This is a genomic window from Halopenitus sp. POP-27 (assembly GCF_029889855.1).
Taxonomy (GTDB): Archaea; Halobacteriota; Halobacteria; order Halobacteriales; family Haloferacaceae; genus Halopenitus; species Halopenitus malekzadehii.
This window is the reverse complement of sequence record NZ_JARANU010000004.1, coordinates 68,375-86,016: the sequence shown is the minus strand read 5'-3', so window position 1 is coordinate 86,016 and position 17,642 is coordinate 68,375. Positions and strand designations below refer to the sequence as shown.

The 17,642-nt window shown below is 66.2% G+C and carries 12 protein-coding genes; 2 read left to right on the top strand and 10 right to left on the bottom strand.

What is annotated here, in order from left to right; translation table 11 throughout:
• The first annotated feature begins 75 nt into the window (after positions 1 to 75).
• Together OQF70_RS03945 and OQF70_RS03940 are read left to right on the top strand one after the other, a co-directional pair.
• Positions 76 to 495 carry a PPC domain-containing DNA-binding protein gene (locus OQF70_RS03945; RefSeq protein WP_280535970.1) on the top strand — a complete coding sequence of 140 codons (420 nt, stop codon included), beginning with the start codon at positions 76 to 78 and terminating at the stop codon, positions 493 to 495.
• 34 nt (positions 496 to 529) lie between these two features.
• Positions 530 to 4,804: a DNA-directed DNA polymerase II large subunit gene (locus OQF70_RS03940; protein ID WP_280536051.1), complete on the top strand. Its 4,275-nt coding sequence runs from the start codon at positions 530 to 532 to the stop codon at positions 4,802 to 4,804.
• Between the two features lie 13 nt (positions 4,805 to 4,817).
• On the opposite strand, the gene OQF70_RS03935 is transcribed toward OQF70_RS03940, so the two are convergent.
• The 10 genes from OQF70_RS03935 to lpdA form a co-directional block, all read right to left on the bottom strand.
• Positions 4,818 to 6,113 carry a TRAP transporter large permease gene (locus tag OQF70_RS03935; protein WP_280535969.1) on the bottom strand — a complete coding sequence of 432 codons (1,296 nt, stop codon included), beginning with the start codon at positions 6,111 to 6,113 and terminating at the stop codon, positions 4,818 to 4,820.
• Positions 6,114 to 6,116: 3 nt separating this feature from the next.
• Positions 6,117 to 6,644, bottom strand: a complete 528-nt coding sequence (locus OQF70_RS03930) for a TRAP transporter small permease (protein WP_280535968.1) — start codon at positions 6,642 to 6,644, stop codon at positions 6,117 to 6,119.
• A gap of 130 nt (positions 6,645 to 6,774) precedes the next feature.
• Entirely contained in the window at positions 6,775 to 7,899 is a 1,125-nt protein-coding gene (locus tag OQF70_RS03925) for a TRAP transporter substrate-binding protein (protein ID WP_280535967.1), read from the bottom strand.
• 99 nt (positions 7,900 to 7,998) lie between these two features.
• Positions 7,999 to 10,272 carry an LUD domain-containing protein gene (locus OQF70_RS03920; RefSeq protein ID WP_280535966.1) on the bottom strand — a complete coding sequence of 758 codons (2,274 nt, stop codon included), beginning with the start codon at positions 10,270 to 10,272 and terminating at the stop codon, positions 7,999 to 8,001.
• A complete protein-coding gene (locus tag OQF70_RS03915; RefSeq protein WP_280535965.1) occupies positions 10,269 to 10,772 on the bottom strand; it encodes an LUD domain-containing protein in 504 nt (167 codons plus the stop codon). Before OQF70_RS03915 ends, OQF70_RS03920 begins: the two co-directional genes overlap by 4 nt.
• A 103-nt stretch (positions 10,773 to 10,875) precedes the next feature.
• A complete protein-coding gene (locus OQF70_RS03910) occupies positions 10,876 to 12,249 on the bottom strand; it encodes an FAD-binding oxidoreductase (RefSeq protein ID WP_280535963.1) in 1,374 nt (457 codons plus the stop codon).
• A 136-nt stretch (positions 12,250 to 12,385) separates the two neighbouring features.
• Positions 12,386 to 13,795: an SLC13 family permease gene (locus tag OQF70_RS03905; RefSeq protein ID WP_280535962.1), complete on the bottom strand. Its 1,410-nt coding sequence runs from the start codon at positions 13,793 to 13,795 to the stop codon at positions 12,386 to 12,388.
• Positions 13,796 to 13,971: 176 nt separating this feature from the next.
• A complete protein-coding gene (locus OQF70_RS03900) occupies positions 13,972 to 14,940 on the bottom strand; it encodes an alpha-ketoacid dehydrogenase subunit beta (protein WP_280535961.1) in 969 nt (322 codons plus the stop codon).
• A gap of 4 nt (positions 14,941 to 14,944) precedes the next feature.
• On the bottom strand, positions 14,945 to 16,099 hold the full coding sequence (pdhA, locus tag OQF70_RS03895) for a pyruvate dehydrogenase (acetyl-transferring) E1 component subunit alpha (RefSeq protein ID WP_280535960.1): 1,155 nt from the start codon (positions 16,097 to 16,099) through the stop codon (positions 14,945 to 14,947).
• A gap of 94 nt (positions 16,100 to 16,193) precedes the next feature.
• A complete protein-coding gene (gene lpdA, locus OQF70_RS03890) occupies positions 16,194 to 17,642 on the bottom strand; it encodes a dihydrolipoyl dehydrogenase (protein ID WP_280535959.1) in 1,449 nt (482 codons plus the stop codon).

Sequence of the window (17,642 nt, the reverse complement as noted above, 5' to 3'; positions counted from 1 at the left end):
TTCAGTCGCCCCACCTGCTCCATCGTCGGCGGAGACGGCGAAGGTTTTTCGTCGTCACCCGCCTCATCGACGCGTATGCACTACCGAGCGGTCGAGTCGACGGGGGAATACCTCGCACGGCTGGAGACTGGCGCCGACTGGCGGGCGGAGATCGAGGATCTGGCCCGTGAGGTCGACGCCGAGGCGGGCTGGTTCAACGCGATGGGCGCGGTTCAGGACGCCGAGGTCTGGTTCTACGACCAGGACGACACCGAGTACCGGTCGGTCACCTTCGACGAGCCGCTCGAGGTCGCCGCCTGCGTCGGCAACGTCGCGCGGCTCGACGACGACGTCTTCGCGCACACGCACGCGGTGCTCTCGCGCGAGAGCGGACAGGCGCTCGCGGGCCATCTCGATTCGGCGACCGTCTTCGCCGGCGAGGTGTACCTCCGCACCTTCGCGGAGCCGCTCGTGCGCGAGCACGACGCCGCCACCGACCTCGATCTGTGGCTGTGAGGACGGAGAGCCGGTCACGATGACGGAGACGGAGATGCGTCCCGACGACGAGCGCTACTTCGCGCGGATCGAGGACCAACTGGACGAGGCCTTCGAGGTGGCGGAGGCGGCCAAGGAACGGGGCAAGGACCCGAAGCCGGAGATCGAGATCCCCGTCGCCCGCGACATGGCCGACCGCGTTGAGAACATCCTCGGGATCGACGGCGTCGCCGAGCGCGTCCGCGAGCTCGAGGGCGAGATGTCCCGTGAGGAGGCGGCCCTCGAGCTCGTCACCGACTTCGTCGAGGGGACCGTCGGCGATTACGACTCCCGAGAGGGGAAGATCGAGGGAGCGGTTCGGACCGCCGTCGCGCTGCTGACCGAGGGCGTCGTCGCCGCGCCGATCGAGGGGATCGACCGGGTCGAGCTGCTCGAGAACGACGACGGCACCGAGTTCGTCAACGTCTACTACGCCGGCCCGATCCGGTCGGCGGGCGGGACCGCCCAGGCGCTGTCGGTGCTCGTGGCCGACTACGCCCGGTCGCTGCTCGGGATCGAGGAGTTCCGCCCCCGCGACGACGAGGTCGAACGCTACGCCGAGGAGGTCGCCCTCTACGACTCCGAGACCGGCCTCCAGTACTCCCCGAAGGACACGGAGACGAAGTTCATCGCCCGGAACATGCCGATCATGCTCGACGGGGAGGCCACCGGCGACGAGGAGGTCTCGGGCTTCCGGGACCTCGAACGCGTGGACACGAACTCCTCGCGCGGCGGGATGTGTCTCGTTCTGGCGGAGGGGATCGCGCTGAAGGCCCCGAAGATCCAGCGATACACCCGCGATCTCGAGGCGGTCGACTGGCCCTGGCTCCAGGACCTGATCGACGGGACGATCGGGAAGGATGATGGAGACGCGAGCGATGCGGACGCCGATGGTGGTGACGACCCGGACGCTTCCGTCGCCGACGACGCGGATGCCGAGGCGGACGCGGATGCCGAGGCGGACGCCGCCGCTCCCGACGATGGAGCGGTTGACGCCGACGTCGTGGACGATTCCGATACGGATGTCGTCGACGCCGGGCCCAAACGCGTCGACTCGGCCACCAAGTACCTGCGCGACCTGATCGCGGGACGGCCGGTCTTCTCACACCCCTCGGAGGCCGGTGGATTCCGGCTCCGATACGGCCGCTCGCGGAATCACGGGTTCGCGACCGCCGGGGTCCATCCGGCGACGATGCACCTCGTCGACGACTTCCTCGCGACCGGCACGCAGATCAAGACCGAGCGCCCGGGCAAGGCGGCAGGCGTCGTCCCGGTGGACTCGATCGAGGGGCCGACCGTCCGGCTCGCGAACGGCGACGTCCGCCGGATCGACGACGTCGAGGAGGCGCTGGCGGTCCGCAACGGCGTCGAGAAGGTGCTCGATCTGGGCGAGTACCTCGTGAACGTCGGGGAGTTCATCGAGAACAACCACCCCCTTGCACCGGCCTCCTACGTCTTCGAGTGGTGGATTCAGGACTTCGAGGCGTCGGGCGCCGATGTCCAGGCGCTGTCGGACGATCCCCACGTCGATCTCGAGCACCCGACCGTCGAGGAGGCGCTCGTGTGGGCGACCGAGTACGACTGCCCGCTTCATCCCGACTACACCTATCTCTGGCACGACGTCTCGGTCGAGCGCTTCGAAACCCTCGCGCACGCGGTCGCCGACGGCGAGGTCGTCGAGGGCGTCCTGACGATCGAGCGTACCGAGGCGACGACGGAGGCCCTCGAGTCGCTGCTCGTCGAGCACTCCCGAACGCCGGATTCGCTGCGGATCCCCGAGTGGCGGCCGCTGGCGCGCTCGCTCGGCGTCGACGACGGACTTCGGCTCACCTGGGAGGAGCTGTCGGCCGCGGCTCGGAACTGGGCGGACGGCGAGAACGCGGTGCGGGCCGTCACCGAGGTCGCGCCCTTCGCGGTGCGCGAGCGCGCGCCGACCCGGATCGGCAACCGGATGGGCCGTCCGGAGAAGTCCGAGAGCCGCGACCTCTCGCCGGCCGTCCACACGCTGTTCCCGATCGGCGAGGCCGGCGGGTCACAGCGCAACGTCGCCGACGCCGCCGGCGGAATGGATGACTCGGGGCGTCGGGGCGTCATTGAACTGGACGTCGCCGACCGCGAGTGTCCCGCCTGCGGCACGCACACCTTCCACAACGACTGTCCGGACTGTGGAGCCCACACCGAGCCGTACTACGAGTGTCGTGAGTGCGGGACCGAATGCGAACCCGACGAGGCCGGCCGCGTCGAGTGTCCGCGGTGTGACCGGGAGGTAACCGCCGTCTCCCGCCGGGAGGTCGACCTGAACGACGCCTACCGGTCGGCACTGGAGTCGGTCGGCGAGCGGGAGGCCGCCTTCGAGATCCTGAAGGGGGTCAAAGGACTCACCTCCACGAACAAGACGCCCGAGCCGATCGAGAAGGGCGTCCTCCGGGCGAAGAACGGCGTGACCGCGTTCAAGGACGGGACGGTCCGGTACGACATGACCGACCTGCCGGTGACTGCGGTCCGGCCCGCCGAGCTCGACGTGACCGTCGGCCATTTCCGGGAACTCGGGTATGAGACGGACATCGACGGCGAACCCCTCCGACACGACGACCAACTCGTCGAGCTGAAGGTGCAGGACGTCGTCCTCTCCGACGGCGCCGCCGAGCACATGATGAAGACGGCCGACTTCGTCGACGACCTCCTCGAGCAGTTCTACGACCTGCCGCGCTTTTACGAGATCACCGAGCGTGACGACCTCGTCGGCGAGCTCGTCTTCGGGATGGCGCCGCACACGAGCGCCGCGACCGTCGGTCGCGTGATCGGCTTCACCTCGGCGGCGGTGGGGTACGCACACCCGTATTTCCACGCGGCCAAGCGCCGGAACTGCTTCCACCCGGAGACGACGGTCGCGTTCGCGGACGAGGACGGGGATGAGGACGGGGAGGGCGGCTGGTGCCGCGACACCATCGAGGCGCTCGTCGAGGACCGTCTCGACCCGGAAACCGCCGACGAGGACGCCGTCGGCACGCTCGTCCAGGAGATCTCAGACCCCGTGTCCGTTCCCTCGATCGCCGACGACGGCACCCGGACCGTGCGGCCGGTCGAGGCGGTCTCGAAACACCCCGCACCCGACCACCTGGTTCGGATCGAGACCACCGACGGCCGGACGCTCCGCGTCACCCCCGATCACACGATGCTTCGTCGTTCGACGGCGGCCGGACCGGGCGCTGACTCCGAGATCGAGCGCGTGCCCGCGTCCGAGTTGACGACCGACGACGAGATCCCGGCGTCGGCCGGCGCCGGTCCCAGTTCCGATCGATCCGTCACCGATCGATCTGGGCCCGATCCATCTGGCTCAGATCGATGTGGCTCAGATCGATGTGGATCAGTTCGGACCGATGGTGGTGCCGCTGCGATCGACGTCTCGGCCGGGACTGATGGCGAATACATAGGAATATCGTCAATATCGTATGAAAAGTCGGATGTGGAATACGTATATTGTCTCACGGTGGCTGGGACGCATTCATTGGTGGCCAACGAGCTCTATTCTGGTCAGTGCGACGGCGACGAGGACTGTGTAATGTTACTAATGGATGGGCTGTTGAACTTCTCGAAGTCCTTCCTCCCTGACAAACGTGGCGGCAGCATGGACGCCCCTCTCGTTATGTCCTCGCGGATCGACCCCTCGGAGATCGACGACGAGGCGCACAACATGGACATCGTTCGGCAGTATCCCCGCGAGTTCTACGAGGCGACCCTGGAGATGGCCGACCCCGATGATCTCGAGGACGCCATTATGATCGGCGAGGACACGCTCGGCACGGCCGATCAGTACCACGGGTTCGATCACACCCACGACACCACCGACATCGCGCTCGGACCGGATCTGTCGGCGTACAAGACGCTCGGGTCGATGATGGACAAGATGGACGCTCAGCTCGAGCTCGCCCGCAAGCTCCGGGCGGTCGACGAGACCGACGTCGCCGAGCGCGTCATCGAGTACCACTTCCTGCCGGACCTGATCGGCAACCTCCGGGCGTTCTCGCGGCAGGAGACGCGGTGTCTCGACTGCGGCGAGAAGTATCGCCGGATGCCGCTGTCGGGCGAATGCCGCGAGTGTGGCGGCCGGGTGAACCTCACCGTGCACGAGGGCTCGGTGAACAAGTACATGGACACCGCGATCGCCGTCGCCGACCGGTTCGACTGCCGCCCCTACACCAAACAGCGCCTCGAGGTGCTCGAACGGTCGCTCGAGTCCGTCTTCGAGGACGACACGAACAAGCAGTCCGGAATTGCGGACTTTATGTGACGTCGGCGGCGGCTCACCCGAGATGCTCGTACGGGATGTACGTCGCCGTCTCGGGAACGAAGATGATGATCAGGAGCACGACCAACAGCGGGATGTAGTAGGGGACGATCGCACGCATCACCTCCTCGAGTGAGGCGTCGGTTACCTGTTCCAAGACGAAGAGGATGATCCCAAGCGGCGGAGTCAACAGGCCGATCATCAGCGTGAGTACCATCACGATCCCGAAGTGGATCGGATCGATGCCGGCGATGTCGATCACCGGAACCAGCACCGGGACGAGGACGGTTATGGCGGCCACGGTCTCCATGAACGTCCCCACCACGAGGAACAACGCCACCAGCAACAGCAGCATATAGGTCGGGTCGGTCGTCACGCCGGTGATCGCGTCGACGAGCATCATCGGCAACCGGAGCTCCAAGGCGACGAGGCCGTACGCCGCGGCGATCGCGATGATGAACGTGAGCGAAAACGTTTCGACCGCCGCATCCCGCGTTTCGGCGACGATCTTGCTTAGGGTGAGATCACCGAACACCAACCCGGTTACGGTGATGTACACGACGGTGATCGCTCCGGCCTCCGTCGCGGTGAAGACCCCGGACAGAATGCCGCCGATGATGAGCACCGGGATGACGAGGGCGATCGCCGCCGTTCCGAGCGTTTCGAGCACTCGTCTCGGATCGAACGTTCCCGTCGCCCCGTATCCCCTGATCCGGGTGACGATCGCGACCGAGAGCAGCAGCGTGACCGCAAGCAGGAATCCCGGGATGATTCCCGCGAGGAACAGTGCGTTTATCGATTCGCCGGCCAGCACCCCGTAGATGATGATCGGGACGCTCGGTGGAATGATCGGCCCGATGATCGCCGACCCGCCCGTGATCCCGAGCGCGACGTCCTTGTCGTAATCGTACTCACGCATCACGGAGTATTCGACGCGACCCAATCCGGCGGCGTCGGCCAGCGCAAGCCCGGACATACCCGAGAAGATGAGCGATGCGAGTACGTTCACGTAGCCGATCCCGCCCCGAACCGAGCCGACCACCGAGTTGGCGAACTCGAAGATGTCCTCGGTGAAGCCGCTTCGGTTCATCAGCCGACCGAGCAGCAGGTAAAAGGGGATGGCAAGCAGCGTGAACGAGTTCAACCCGAACAGCAACTGATTGCTGATCAGCGTGTAGTTGAACGACGGCCCGTACGGCGACGCCATCACGGTGACGACGGTAACGCCCATCGCGACCGCGACCGGCACGCCGAGTCCGTACAGCACGAGGAGCGTTCCGAGGAACAACAGTCCGATGATCGCGAGCTCCATCCTTCACCCCTCCTGGTCGGGGTCGGCGGGGCGGATTCGATCGACGGCCGTCCGCAGGCCCAGCAGCTCGTAGACGAGCATACTCCCCAAACCGAGCGCGATCCCCAGATAGACGTAGCCCGAGGTGAGAAATCCGATCCCGCCGATGTCCGAGTTCCAGTTGGCGGACATCGAGAGCAGCGTTCCGTACGCTATGAACCCGACGAATGCCACGACGACCGTCGTGTTGATCACGTCGACCCATCGTGTCACACGCGGGGCTCGCCGTTCAAGCTTCTCGAGCAAGTACGACATCCGCACGTGTTCGTCGTTTCGTGAGGCGACTGCAGCCCCGAAATACGTCGCGACGATGAGTAGATATCGGGCCGTTGGTTCCGTCCAGGAGATGCTCACTGGGATGTTCAGGTTTCGGACCAACACCTGTGCACTCGCCAGGACGATCAGCGTTGCGAACATCCCAACGGTACCGACGAGGACGATCGTATCGAACGTCGTCTGTCGTTTGATACCGAGGGACTGATCGATCTCCATAGAGACGATCCGCACATCAACCATATATATGTTCTGGGTGAATTCCCGACACCTCTCGGGATCGGTACGCGGAGCACCATCGCGGCCGTCGTCGTAACGGGGACGTGATCGACGCCGGTTCGCGCACCGCTTAGACGTTTCGCCACTCCTCCCAGGTTCCGACCCACCGGTCCTCGAACAGGGCGTTCACCGCCGGCCGTGCTCCCTCGCGGAACGCCTCCCTGTCGACGTCCTCGACCAGCGTCATCCCTTGATCGACGAGATCGTCGATCAACTCCTGCTCCCGCTGCATACCCATCTCGTTGGCTTCCTCCGCGACCTCGGCCGCGACGTCGTCCACCAGCGTCTGGTACGACTCCGAGAGGCCCTGATAGACGCTCTCGTTCATGTACATCGCCCCCGAGAACGGCGCGTGTCTGGTGGCCGAGAGGTAGTCTTGAACCTCCGGGTAATTGAACGAGTGGATCTGTTCGATGTCGCCTTCCGCGGCATCGACGACACCCTGTTGGAGGGCGCTGAACAGTTCATCGAGTGCGACCGAGGTCGGTTCCACGCCGATCTCGCTCCAGATCTGGACCCACGGTTCAAGCGGCGGCGACCGGAACTGCATCCCCTGGACGTCGTCCGGATGTGCCACGGATTCGTTCGCGGTGAAGTAGCGCTGTCCCCGATAGAACCGGGTCCCGAGCTGCCGCTGGTTCCCCTCCTCGATCAGGAGGTCGTACGCCGGCGCGAACTTCTCGCTTTCGACGACCTCGAAGAGGTGGTCGGCGTCCTCCATCACGAACGGCATATCGATGATGTAGTACTCGGGTGCGTACATCGAGAACGGCACGCCGGCGCCGGAGTGCATCCCGACGACGTTCTGGCTCGCGAGGTCGGTTATTTCTGCTTCGGACCCGTAGGATCCTCCCGAGGCGACCTCCACCGTGATCGCTCCGTCGGTTTCCTCCTCGATCCGGTCCCGGAACATCTTCGCGGCTTGGACGTTGATGTGTCCCTCCTCGTAGGTGCTCGCGAGCGTGATGTCGAGCTCCTCGTTCGAGCCGCCGGACGAGCCGTCCTGGGAGCCGCTTTCGCTCCCGTCGGATCCGCCGTTTCCACCGTTTCCGCCGTTTCCGCTTCCCCCGTTACCGGTACATCCCGCAAGCAGCGGCGTGCTCGTTGCCGTTCCCAGAACCGCGATCCGCTTCAGTGATTGGCGACGACTGAGGGACGACGAACTCGCCGATCGACCGCTTTCGTTCGAATCCATACCCGTATCTCTGAGTAATTAGGTATATGTATTTCTTAATATATATTATATATACTCCCCGTCACACGACGATTCTGATCGATCCTCGATCCGGCCGCGCTACGTGCCGGGATCGAGTAGTTGAACCGGGTGTTTCGCGTCCCGATCGAGCAGCGAGTCGAGCTGATCGCCACAGGAGGTCCCGCTCGCGGCAACGGTTCGATCCACACACTCGTCGGTCCGAAACTGCTCGCGGAGTCGATCTCCGACCGCAACGCTCAGCTCGTAGTATTCGGATTTATAACCGAAACTGCCCGCCATCCCGCAACACTCGACGTCGGAGGTGACGACGTCGTATCCGACCTCATCCAGCACTGCAACCGTGTACGGCTCGAGATCGAGGGTTCGCTGCTGGCAGTGGCTGTGGTAGGCGATCGCCGTTCCGCTATGTGGCGGGACGGCGACGGCCGTTTCCGGCCCCGCGATCGCGTTCCGATCCGCTCCGTGTTCGAGCAGACCGTAGACGTATTCGAGGACCTCATAGCTGTTCCCGGCGAGTCGTTCGAACGACTCCTCGGACAGCAGCCGTTCGTACTCTCGTGTGAACATCGCGAGGTCGCTCGGCTCGATGACGACGACGTCTCGCCCGGACGCGATCGGCCCCGTTAGTGCCTCCGCGACCGCCTCGGCACTCTCAGAAGCGGTCGCCACCATTCCCTGTGAGAGCGGTGCCCGCCCGCTTCCACCCACCTCGGGGATCGTCACGTCGACGTCGAGCGCCTCGAGTACTCGGACTGCGGCCTTCCCACGGTCGGGATCGATGTATTCGGTGTAGACGTCCGGATACAGCGCGACCCGGCGCGTCGGGTCCTCGATCGTCGCGTCGTCGCGTGCCTCGAACCACGAGGAGAACGTCGACCGAGCGAACCGGGGCAGCTCGCGCCGGCGATCGACGCCGGCGGTGCGCTCAAGGACCCTGCGGGCGATCGACGAGCTCGCCACCAGGTTCGAGACGGGCGCCGTCCGGCTTCCCACCTTTGCGAGCGTTTCGAAGTTCCCGAAGAGCCGTTTCCCGTAGTCGAGCCCCGCCGACTCCGAATCGGGGGTGAGCCCGTCGACGAGGTGGTCGAACCGCGAGGGATCCGCTCCCTCGTTCAATCGATCCCTGACGACGGTGTTGATCCACGGGATGTCGATGTTGACCGGGCAGGCATCCACACACCGCGAGCAGCCGGTACAGAGGTCGTTGAACTCGGCAGCGCTGTCCATTCCGTGGACCCCCGCCTCCCAGCCGGTCGCGATGCCGCCGCTGTACGTCTCCCCGCCGAAGGCGTGTCCGCCGACCTCCTGGAAGTTCGCACACGAGTTCGCGCACGCGCCACACCGGACGCAGTACAGCGTTTCACGGAGGTCCTCGTCCTCCCGCATCGCCATCCGGCCGTTGTCCAGGAGGACGAGGTGGAACTCCCGGTCGGTCGTCTCGCCGAACCCCTCCGTATCCGGGTGATCGAAGTCGATCGCCGGCGTCTCGACCGGCGGCGTGAACAACGAGAGGTACGCGGTGACGTCCTGGCCGGCGCCCGCGGCGCCGATGAGGTTGAAGAACGGCGAGAGGTCCTCCATCGACGGAACCAGCTTTTCGACGCCCGCCACGGCGACGTGCGTGTCCGGCGTCACGATGCACTTGCGTGCGTTCCCCTCGTTCGTCACCAGCGCGAGGGTTCCGGTATCGGCAGTGATGAAGTTCGCGCCGGTGATCCCGACGTCCGCCTCCGCGATCCGATCGGCCAACTGGTCGCTCGCGAACGCCGTCAGCTCCTCGGCCGTTTCGGGCGGCGCCTCGGGGTCGAACGTCTCCTCGAAGAGGTCGGCGATCTCCGCCTTCGATTTGTGGATCGCCGGGGACGCGATGTGGCTGGGCGATTCGTCCGCGAGCTGCAGGACGTATTCGGCGAGATCGGTCTCGTAGGTATCGACCCCGGCGTCCGCCAGCGCCTCGTTCATCTCGATCTCTTCGGTCGTCATCGATTTCCCCTTGACGACCGTCTCGGCGCCGGCGTCAGCGACGATCTCGTTGAGGATCCGGTTCGCCTCGGACGCGTCCTCGGCCAGATGGACGACGCCGCCGTTGGCTTCCACCGTCGCGGTCACCTCCTCGATCAGCTCCGGCAGCCGATCGATCGACTCCTCCTTGATCCGCCGGGACGCGGCGCGATACTCCTCCGTCTCGTCGAGTTCGGCGTACCGCCGATACCGGCCCTCGTTGAACACGCTGACGTTGCCGTGGATCTGTTCGCCCTCGGTCGCCAGTAGCTCCCGGATCCGGGCGGCTTTCTCCGCTCGCGAACTCGATCGCCCCCGCGTCGTCCCCGTCGACTGCTCGGCGTCGCTCATCGGTCCTCCAGCACGATCACGTGGACCGAGCTGGGTCCGTGTGCGCCGTACACTACCGATCCCATGTCACCGGTTCCACTCGGTCCGGTCGCGAGGACGGCGCTCGTCAATCCGGAGGCAACGCGTGCGTCGATTTCGGTGATCGCGTCCGCGATCGTGGGCTGGATGTCGCTTGCGGCCAGCACCGCGACGTGCGTGTCCGGGTAGAGGCTGATCTGCTCTGCTCCCTCGGCTCCCGAACGTACCACCACGCTTCCGAGATCCGCAACGGCGGGGCCGACCGGTGTGACACCGATCCGTGCGTCCCGTAACTCCCGCGGCGTTGGGTTCCTCGTGACGTCCTGCGGGAGCGAGACGCCTTCGAACGGGAGTGGCGCACCGACCGCTGGCCCCTCGAGCACGTCCGCGAGCGCGTCGTCGAACTCGTCTGTGTGGATCCGATCGACCGTCGTTGGTCCTTGCGTCGCTGACTGCTCGAATCGGGTGACTCTCCCACTCATACTGTTTCTCAGTCCGGGACGTATGTTAAACGTTGTGCCATCACTATCGCGATCGACACGCCTGCCGGCGATCGTTCACGACACCACCTCGCTCTATGCCGCCTCAGAACAGCTTCCCGGGGTTCAAGATCCCGTTCGGATCCATCGCCTCCTTGATTCGCTCCATCGTGTCGACGGTCCCCTGGGTGAACTCCTCGGGGAGGTACGCCGTCTTTCCGCGTCCCACGCCGTGCTCGCCGGTGCAGGTACCGCCGAGATCGATCGCGTGGTGGACGATCTCGGCGTCGACGCGCTCGCCGAGCGCGCGGTGATCCGGGTCGTCGGGGCGGACCATCACGGTGTAGTGGATGTTCCCGTCCCCCGCGTGGCCGAAACAGGGGATCTCGAGGTCGTGTTCCGCCTCGAGGGTGGAGATGTAGTCGATCAGGTCGGCGTACTTGCTGATCGGGACGGTGACGTCGCCGGAGGTGAGCATCGTGAGGTCGGGGTCGTAGTGTTTCAGCGCCGAGGCCATCTCCTCGCGGACCTCCCAGAGCCGATCCATCTCGGGGCCCGATTCGGCGATCTGGACGTCCTCGACCTCGTAGCCGGCGAGTATCGACCGGAAGAACTCGATCTCCGTCTCGACGTGGTGGTTCGCGTGGAACTCGACGAACGCCATCGGGACGTCCGGCAGGTCGGCGTCGAGATAGCGGTTGGCCATCGCCGCGCTCAACTCGTCGATCAGCTCGATCTTGGCGACGTCGACGCCCGACCGAACCGCGTCGGCGATCGCCGCGGACGCCTCGGTTCGGTTCGGGAAGACGACCCGCCCGCCCCATATCTGCTCGGGGATCCCGGCGAGCTCGAGGGTCGCCTCGGTGACCACCGCCAGCGTCCCCTCGCTGCCGACGAGCAGGTCCATCAGGTTGTACCCCGCCGAGGTCTTGCTCGCCCGACTCCCGGTCTCTATCACCGTCCCGTCGGCCAGCACGGCTTCGAGCCGAAGCACCCAGTCGTGGATCTCGCCGTATTTGACCGTCTGCATCCCGCTCGCGTCGTTCGCGATCATCCCGCCGATCGTGGAGATCTTCCCGGAGGAGGGCAACGGCGGGAAGAACAGCCCGTGTTCGGCCACGGCCTCGTCGACGACCGACCCCAGAATGCCGGGCTGGACGTCGATCTGGAAGTCGTCCGGCCGGACGTCCAGGACGTCGTCCATCCGCGTCATGTTTATGCTGATCCCGCCCTCGACCGGAACGGCGTGTCCCTCGAGACTGGTTCCGGCGGCGTACGGCGTCACCGGAATCCCTCGGTCGTTCGCCGCCGCGAGGACGCTCGAGACGTCCTCGGTCGATTCCGGCCACACCACGACGTCGGGTGGATGCTCCTCGCCGGGCATCGTTCCCCAGTCGCTGCTGTGCTCCGCGAGGCTCTGATCGCTCGTGGCGATCTGCGACTCCGACAGCGAGGTGTCGTCCAGAAACTCGATGTCCATGTGTTGTCGTCTCACGCGACACCGGTACTTATAAGACTCGACTATCCGGGACGGCTACGCGAAACCCGATACGATCGACGGGCGGTCACGTCACGGCTGGCAGGCTCACGTCACCGGGACCATCCGGCTGGCGGACTCACGCCATCGGGAACACGGTGGAGACGATCAGCGTGAGTATCAGGCCGGTGACCGACATCACGAGCCCGACGAACGAGAACGTCCGGAGCGTCTCGTCCTGTTCGAGCCCGCCGATCTCGTTGATGATCCAGAACGGGCTGGAGTTGTGCCAGGCGAAGAACATCGCGCCGGTGCCGATCGCCAACAGCAGGTAGACCGGGTGGACCGCGAGCTGGCCGAGGAAGGAGGACATGATCGTCGCGCCCGTGATCATGGCCACGGTCAGCGATCCCGTCGAGACGATCAACACGGCGGCGATGAGCCAGCCGGTCACGAGCGCGCCGAACCCGAGGTTCTGCATCACGTTCACGAGGAAGTCCCCCACGCCGGCCGAACCGAGCATCGCCCCGAAGGCGCCGCCGGCCGCCGTGATCGCGATGATGTTCCCACCGTCCTTCAGGGCGGTGACCAGCTCGTCGTTGAACACCTCGAGATCGCCCTCCTGGAACCGGTAGAACGTGCCGATGGCGGCGAGGGCGGCCACCGTCAGCGCGATGTTCGCGTCGCCGAGGAATCCGGTGACGGTCAGGATCGACGCCCCCTCCGGCAGGAGGTTCGTCGCGATCGTGTTCGCTGCCACGAGGATCACCGCGAGCACGATGGGCGCCATCGCCTCGAGGAAGCCCGGCAGCTCGGCGGTCGACCGCTCCATCGTCTCGTTGAGGTCCTCCACGGTGGTGCCGAGCGCCTCCCGCAGCGGGACGTCCATCCGGGCGTCGATCCACCGACCGTAGATGAGCCCCCCGATGATCGAGGTCGGGAACCCGATGAGGAGTCCCGCGATGATGACGATCCCGAGGTCGATATTGAACTCTCCGGCGACCGCGATCGGGCCAGGGGTCGGCGGAACCAGGGCGTGGGCGGCGAACGCGCCGCCGATGATCGCCGTAGTGTACAGCCCCATCTTCTCGCCGGTTCGGGCCCGCATCGCCCTGGCGATCGGAGCCAGCAGGTAGAACACGGTGTCGAAGAACACCGGGATCGACAGCACGAAGCTGCTGCCGAGCAGCGTCACGTCCTCGCGTCCCTCGCCGATCGTCGAGTGGAAGCCGCGAACGATCCGGTCGGCGGCCCCGCTCTCTATCAGACACTTGCCGATCAGCGCGGCCATCAGGATCGGAATCCCGACGGCCCCGAGGATCGACCCGAACGTATTCGCTGCCGAGCTGGGAATATCGGCTACCGGTACGCTCGGCGAGATCAACCCGACGCCGAAGGTCGCGAGGATCAGCGCCAGGAACGCCGGTAGCTCCAACCGCATCATGAACAGTACGACCAACCCGATCCCGATCGCCAACACGACGATCGGGTTCAGGATCGTGTCGACGACGAGCGGTGCACTCCCTGTTAACGCGTCTATCGGTAACATTCGACTCATACGATCCGAATCGGTTATTAAGTAATTTTCGATAACTAACACGAACGATATCGATGATCCGCCGGCCGGATCGACCGGTTCCGCGGAGGGCCCCGCGTCGACGCGAGAGTCCGGGTCGGGAGCCCCGGGTCGGTTTGAACGGCGGTCGACGGCGCTACCGCCCCCGGTCAGTACTCGACCGTTTCGACGATCGCCTCCTCGATGCGGGGCGGGTGCGGGATGTAGTAGTCCTCCATCGACAGCAGCGGAACCGGCGTGTCGAACCCGGTCACCCGACGCACCGGCGCCTCGAGGTACGCGAGCGCCTCGTCGTTGATCGTCGCGATCAGCTCGCCGGCGAAGCCGCCGCTTTTGGCGGCCTCGTGGACGATCACACAGCGGCCGGTCTTTTTCACGGACTTCACCACGGTCTCGCGGTCCAGCGGGGAGATCGATCGGAGATCGATCAGCTCGGCGTCGACGTCCGGCAGGTCCGCGAGCGCCTCCTGCGTGTTGTGCATCATCGCGCCCCACGCGATCACCGTCACGTCTGCGCCCGTCTGACGAACCGCGGCCTCCCCCAGCGGGGTGGTGTGTTCGCCCTCGGGAATCTCCTCGCGGAACGACCGGTAGACGTGTTTCGGCTCCATGAACAGCACCGGATCGGGGTCGCGGATCGCGCTCGTCAACATGCCCTTGGCGTCGGCCGGCGTGCTCGGGATCGCCACCTTCAGCCCCGGAAGATGGCCGTAGGACGCCTCCAGGCTCTCCGAGTGGTGCTCGAGCGCGCGGACGCCGGCGCCGTAGGGGGTTCGCACCGTCATCGGCGCGGTGATCTCCCCGCGGGTCCGCCACCGGAGCCGGCTCGCGTTCGTCACGAGCTGGTCGAACGCCGGCGGGAGGAACCCCGAGAACTGGATCTCCGCGACCGGCCGGTAGCCGTGCGCGGCCAACCCGATCGCGCCGCCGACGATCGCGATCTCCGACAGCGGCGTATCGAGGACGCGGTCCCCGCCGAACTCCTCGAGGAGCCCCTCGGTCGCCCGGAACACGCCGCCGGACTCGGCGACGTCCTCGCCGAAGACCACGGTCCGGTCGTCGCTGGCCATCTCCTCGTGTAATGCGTCGTTTATCGCTTCGATGATGGTTGCCTTCATTGGATCACCCCTTGGGCCGGTGCTCGATGTACTCGTACAGCTCCGGTCGCCGCTCGAGCAGGTCGAGGAACGCGTCGCGCTGTCGCTCGAGCTCCGGCGGGAGGTCCGCGTACAGCCACTCGAACAGCTCTGCGGGGTCCCGCTCGGGGTAGTCGTCGGCCGCCTCGACCGCCTCGTCGAACAGCTCGTTCACCTCCTCCTGGATCGCCTCCTCGTCGACGGCCTCGAGCAGCCCGCGCTCCTCGAGGAACGCCCGATAGCGTTCGAGGGGGTCCCGTCGTTCCCACGCCTCGACCTCCGAATCCTCGCGATACCGCGTCGGATCGTCGCTCGTGGTGTGGGCGGCGCGGCGGTACGTTACCGCCTCCACGAGCATCGGCTCACCGGCAAGCGCCCGTTCACGCGCCGTCGCGACCGCGTTGTAGACCGCGAGGACGTCGTTGCCGTCGACCCGAATCCCGTCCATTCCGTAGGCGAGCGCCTTCTGGGCGACGGTGTCGGCGGCGGTCTGCTCCTCGAAGGGCATCGAGATCGCGTACTGGTTGTTCTGGGTGAAAAACACCGCCGGGACCCCGAGCACGCCCGCGAAGTTGATCCCCTCGTGGAACGCGCCGGTCGAGGTCGCCCCGTCGCCGAGGTTGACGAACGAGACCGCGTCCTCGCCGTCGAGCTTCTGTCCCCAGGCCTTCCCGGTCGCGACCGGGATGTGTGAGCCGATCGAGATCGCGAACCCGAAGACGTTCGCGCCCTCCATCCGCGAGGCGTCCTCGACGCCGCGCCAGTACAACAGGAGGTCCCGCATCGAGAGGCCGTGCATCAACAGGGCTCCGGCCTCCCGCCCGTACGGGAAGATCCAGTCCTCGTCGACCAACGCGAACGCGCTGCCGATGATGCTCGCCTCCTGGCCCTGACCCGAGGCATACGTGCCGAGCATTCCCCGCCGCTGGAGCTTCGTCGCGCGCTCGTCGAAGGTCCGTTGCAACACCATCCATCGGTACAACTCGCGGAACCAGTCGTCGTCGAGGTCGGGAACCGCCTCGGGGGAAACCACCGATCCGTCGGCGTCCACCACCCGGTGGGTCCCGACGTCGAGATCGCCCTGTGAGACGCCCTCGACGTCGACGGATCCCGAGGGTCCCGGACGTGGCCGTTCGTTCATACGATACGATAACCGTCGAACAGGGATGTAATATGTGTTCCGGTGGTCGGACGGCGTGATCCGGCGTCCGCGGATCGGTGTGGGGACGGCCGCCTCACCGATTGAGCGTGTGTATCGCCTGCCCCATCGCGTTCTCGGCGGCCTCCATTACGGCCTCCGACAGCGTCGGATGGGTGTGAACGGTCGTCGCGACGTCCTCGAGCGTCGCGCCCATCTCGATCGCGAGGCCGATCTCCGCGATCAGCTCCGACGCCTCAGGGGCGACGACCTGTCCGCCCAGGACGTAGCCGCTCGGCTCGTCGGCGACGATCCGGACGAAGCCGTCGGTCTCATCCATCGTGAGCGCGCGACCGCTCGCGCGAAGCGGCATCTCTCCGACGACGGGGTCGAATCCCTCCGCATCGGCCTCGGCCTCGGTGAGTCCCACCGTCCCGATCTCCGGGTCGGTGAACACCGCGCTCGGGATCGCCTGCGCGTCGAGAGCGGCCGGTTCACCAGCGATGGTTTCGGCGGCGACGATGCCTTCGTGGCTGGCGGCGTGGGCGAGCATCGGGTCGCCCGCGACGTCGCCGACCGCGAAGACGTGGTCGAGGTCGGTCTGGCCCTGTGCGTCGGTCTTGAGGAACCCGTTTTCGTCGGGCTCCAGGCCGGCTGCGTCCAGTTCGAGCGTGTCCGTCACCGGCTCGCGACCGACCGCGACCAGCACGCGATCGGCCCCATAGACCGACTCCTCGCCGTCCTCGGTCTCGGTGACGATCTCGATCCCGTCCCCGTCTCCGTCCCCGTCCCCGTCGTCGGTCTCGCGCAGATCGCGTGCGCCCTCGCCGAACGAGAAGTCGATCCCCAGCTCGTTGGCCCGCGAACGAACGACACGCGTCACGTCGTCGTCGTAGATCGGGAGCACGTCGTCGAGCATCTCGACGACGGTGACGTCGGCGCCGAGCTTGGCGAAGGTCGTGGAGAGCTCCATCCCGATGTAGCCGGCGCCGACGACCACGAGCCGGTCGGGAACCGTCTCCGTGCCGAGCGCGTCGCGTGAAGACCACACCGCGTCCTCGGCGAACGGGAAGTTCGGTACCTCGATCGGCCGGCTCCCCGTCGCGACGATCGCGTGCTCGAACTCGACGGACTCCATCCCCTGGCCGTCGCCGCCGTGGGCGATCCGGGCGGTGTGTTCGCCGGAGAACGCGGCGGTCCCCTCGATGAGGGTCACGCCGTTCGCCTTACACAGCTTCTCGACGCCGCCGGTAAGCTGGTCGACGACGTCGTCCTTCCAGTCGGTCAACGCGGCCGCGTCGACCGCCGGATCGGCGTGGATACCCATCCCCTCGGCGTGTGCCGCCTCGTGGGCCACGTCCGCGGCGTTGATCAGCGCCTTCGAGGGGATACAGCCGTGATTCAGACAGGTCCCGCCGTAGGCGTCCTTCTCGACGAGCGTGACGTCGAGGTCGCGCTGTGCGGCGCGGATCGCGGCCACGTAGCCGCCGGGGCCCCCGCCGATAACCAATACGTCCGTTCCGGTCGTGACGTCTCCCATCACCAT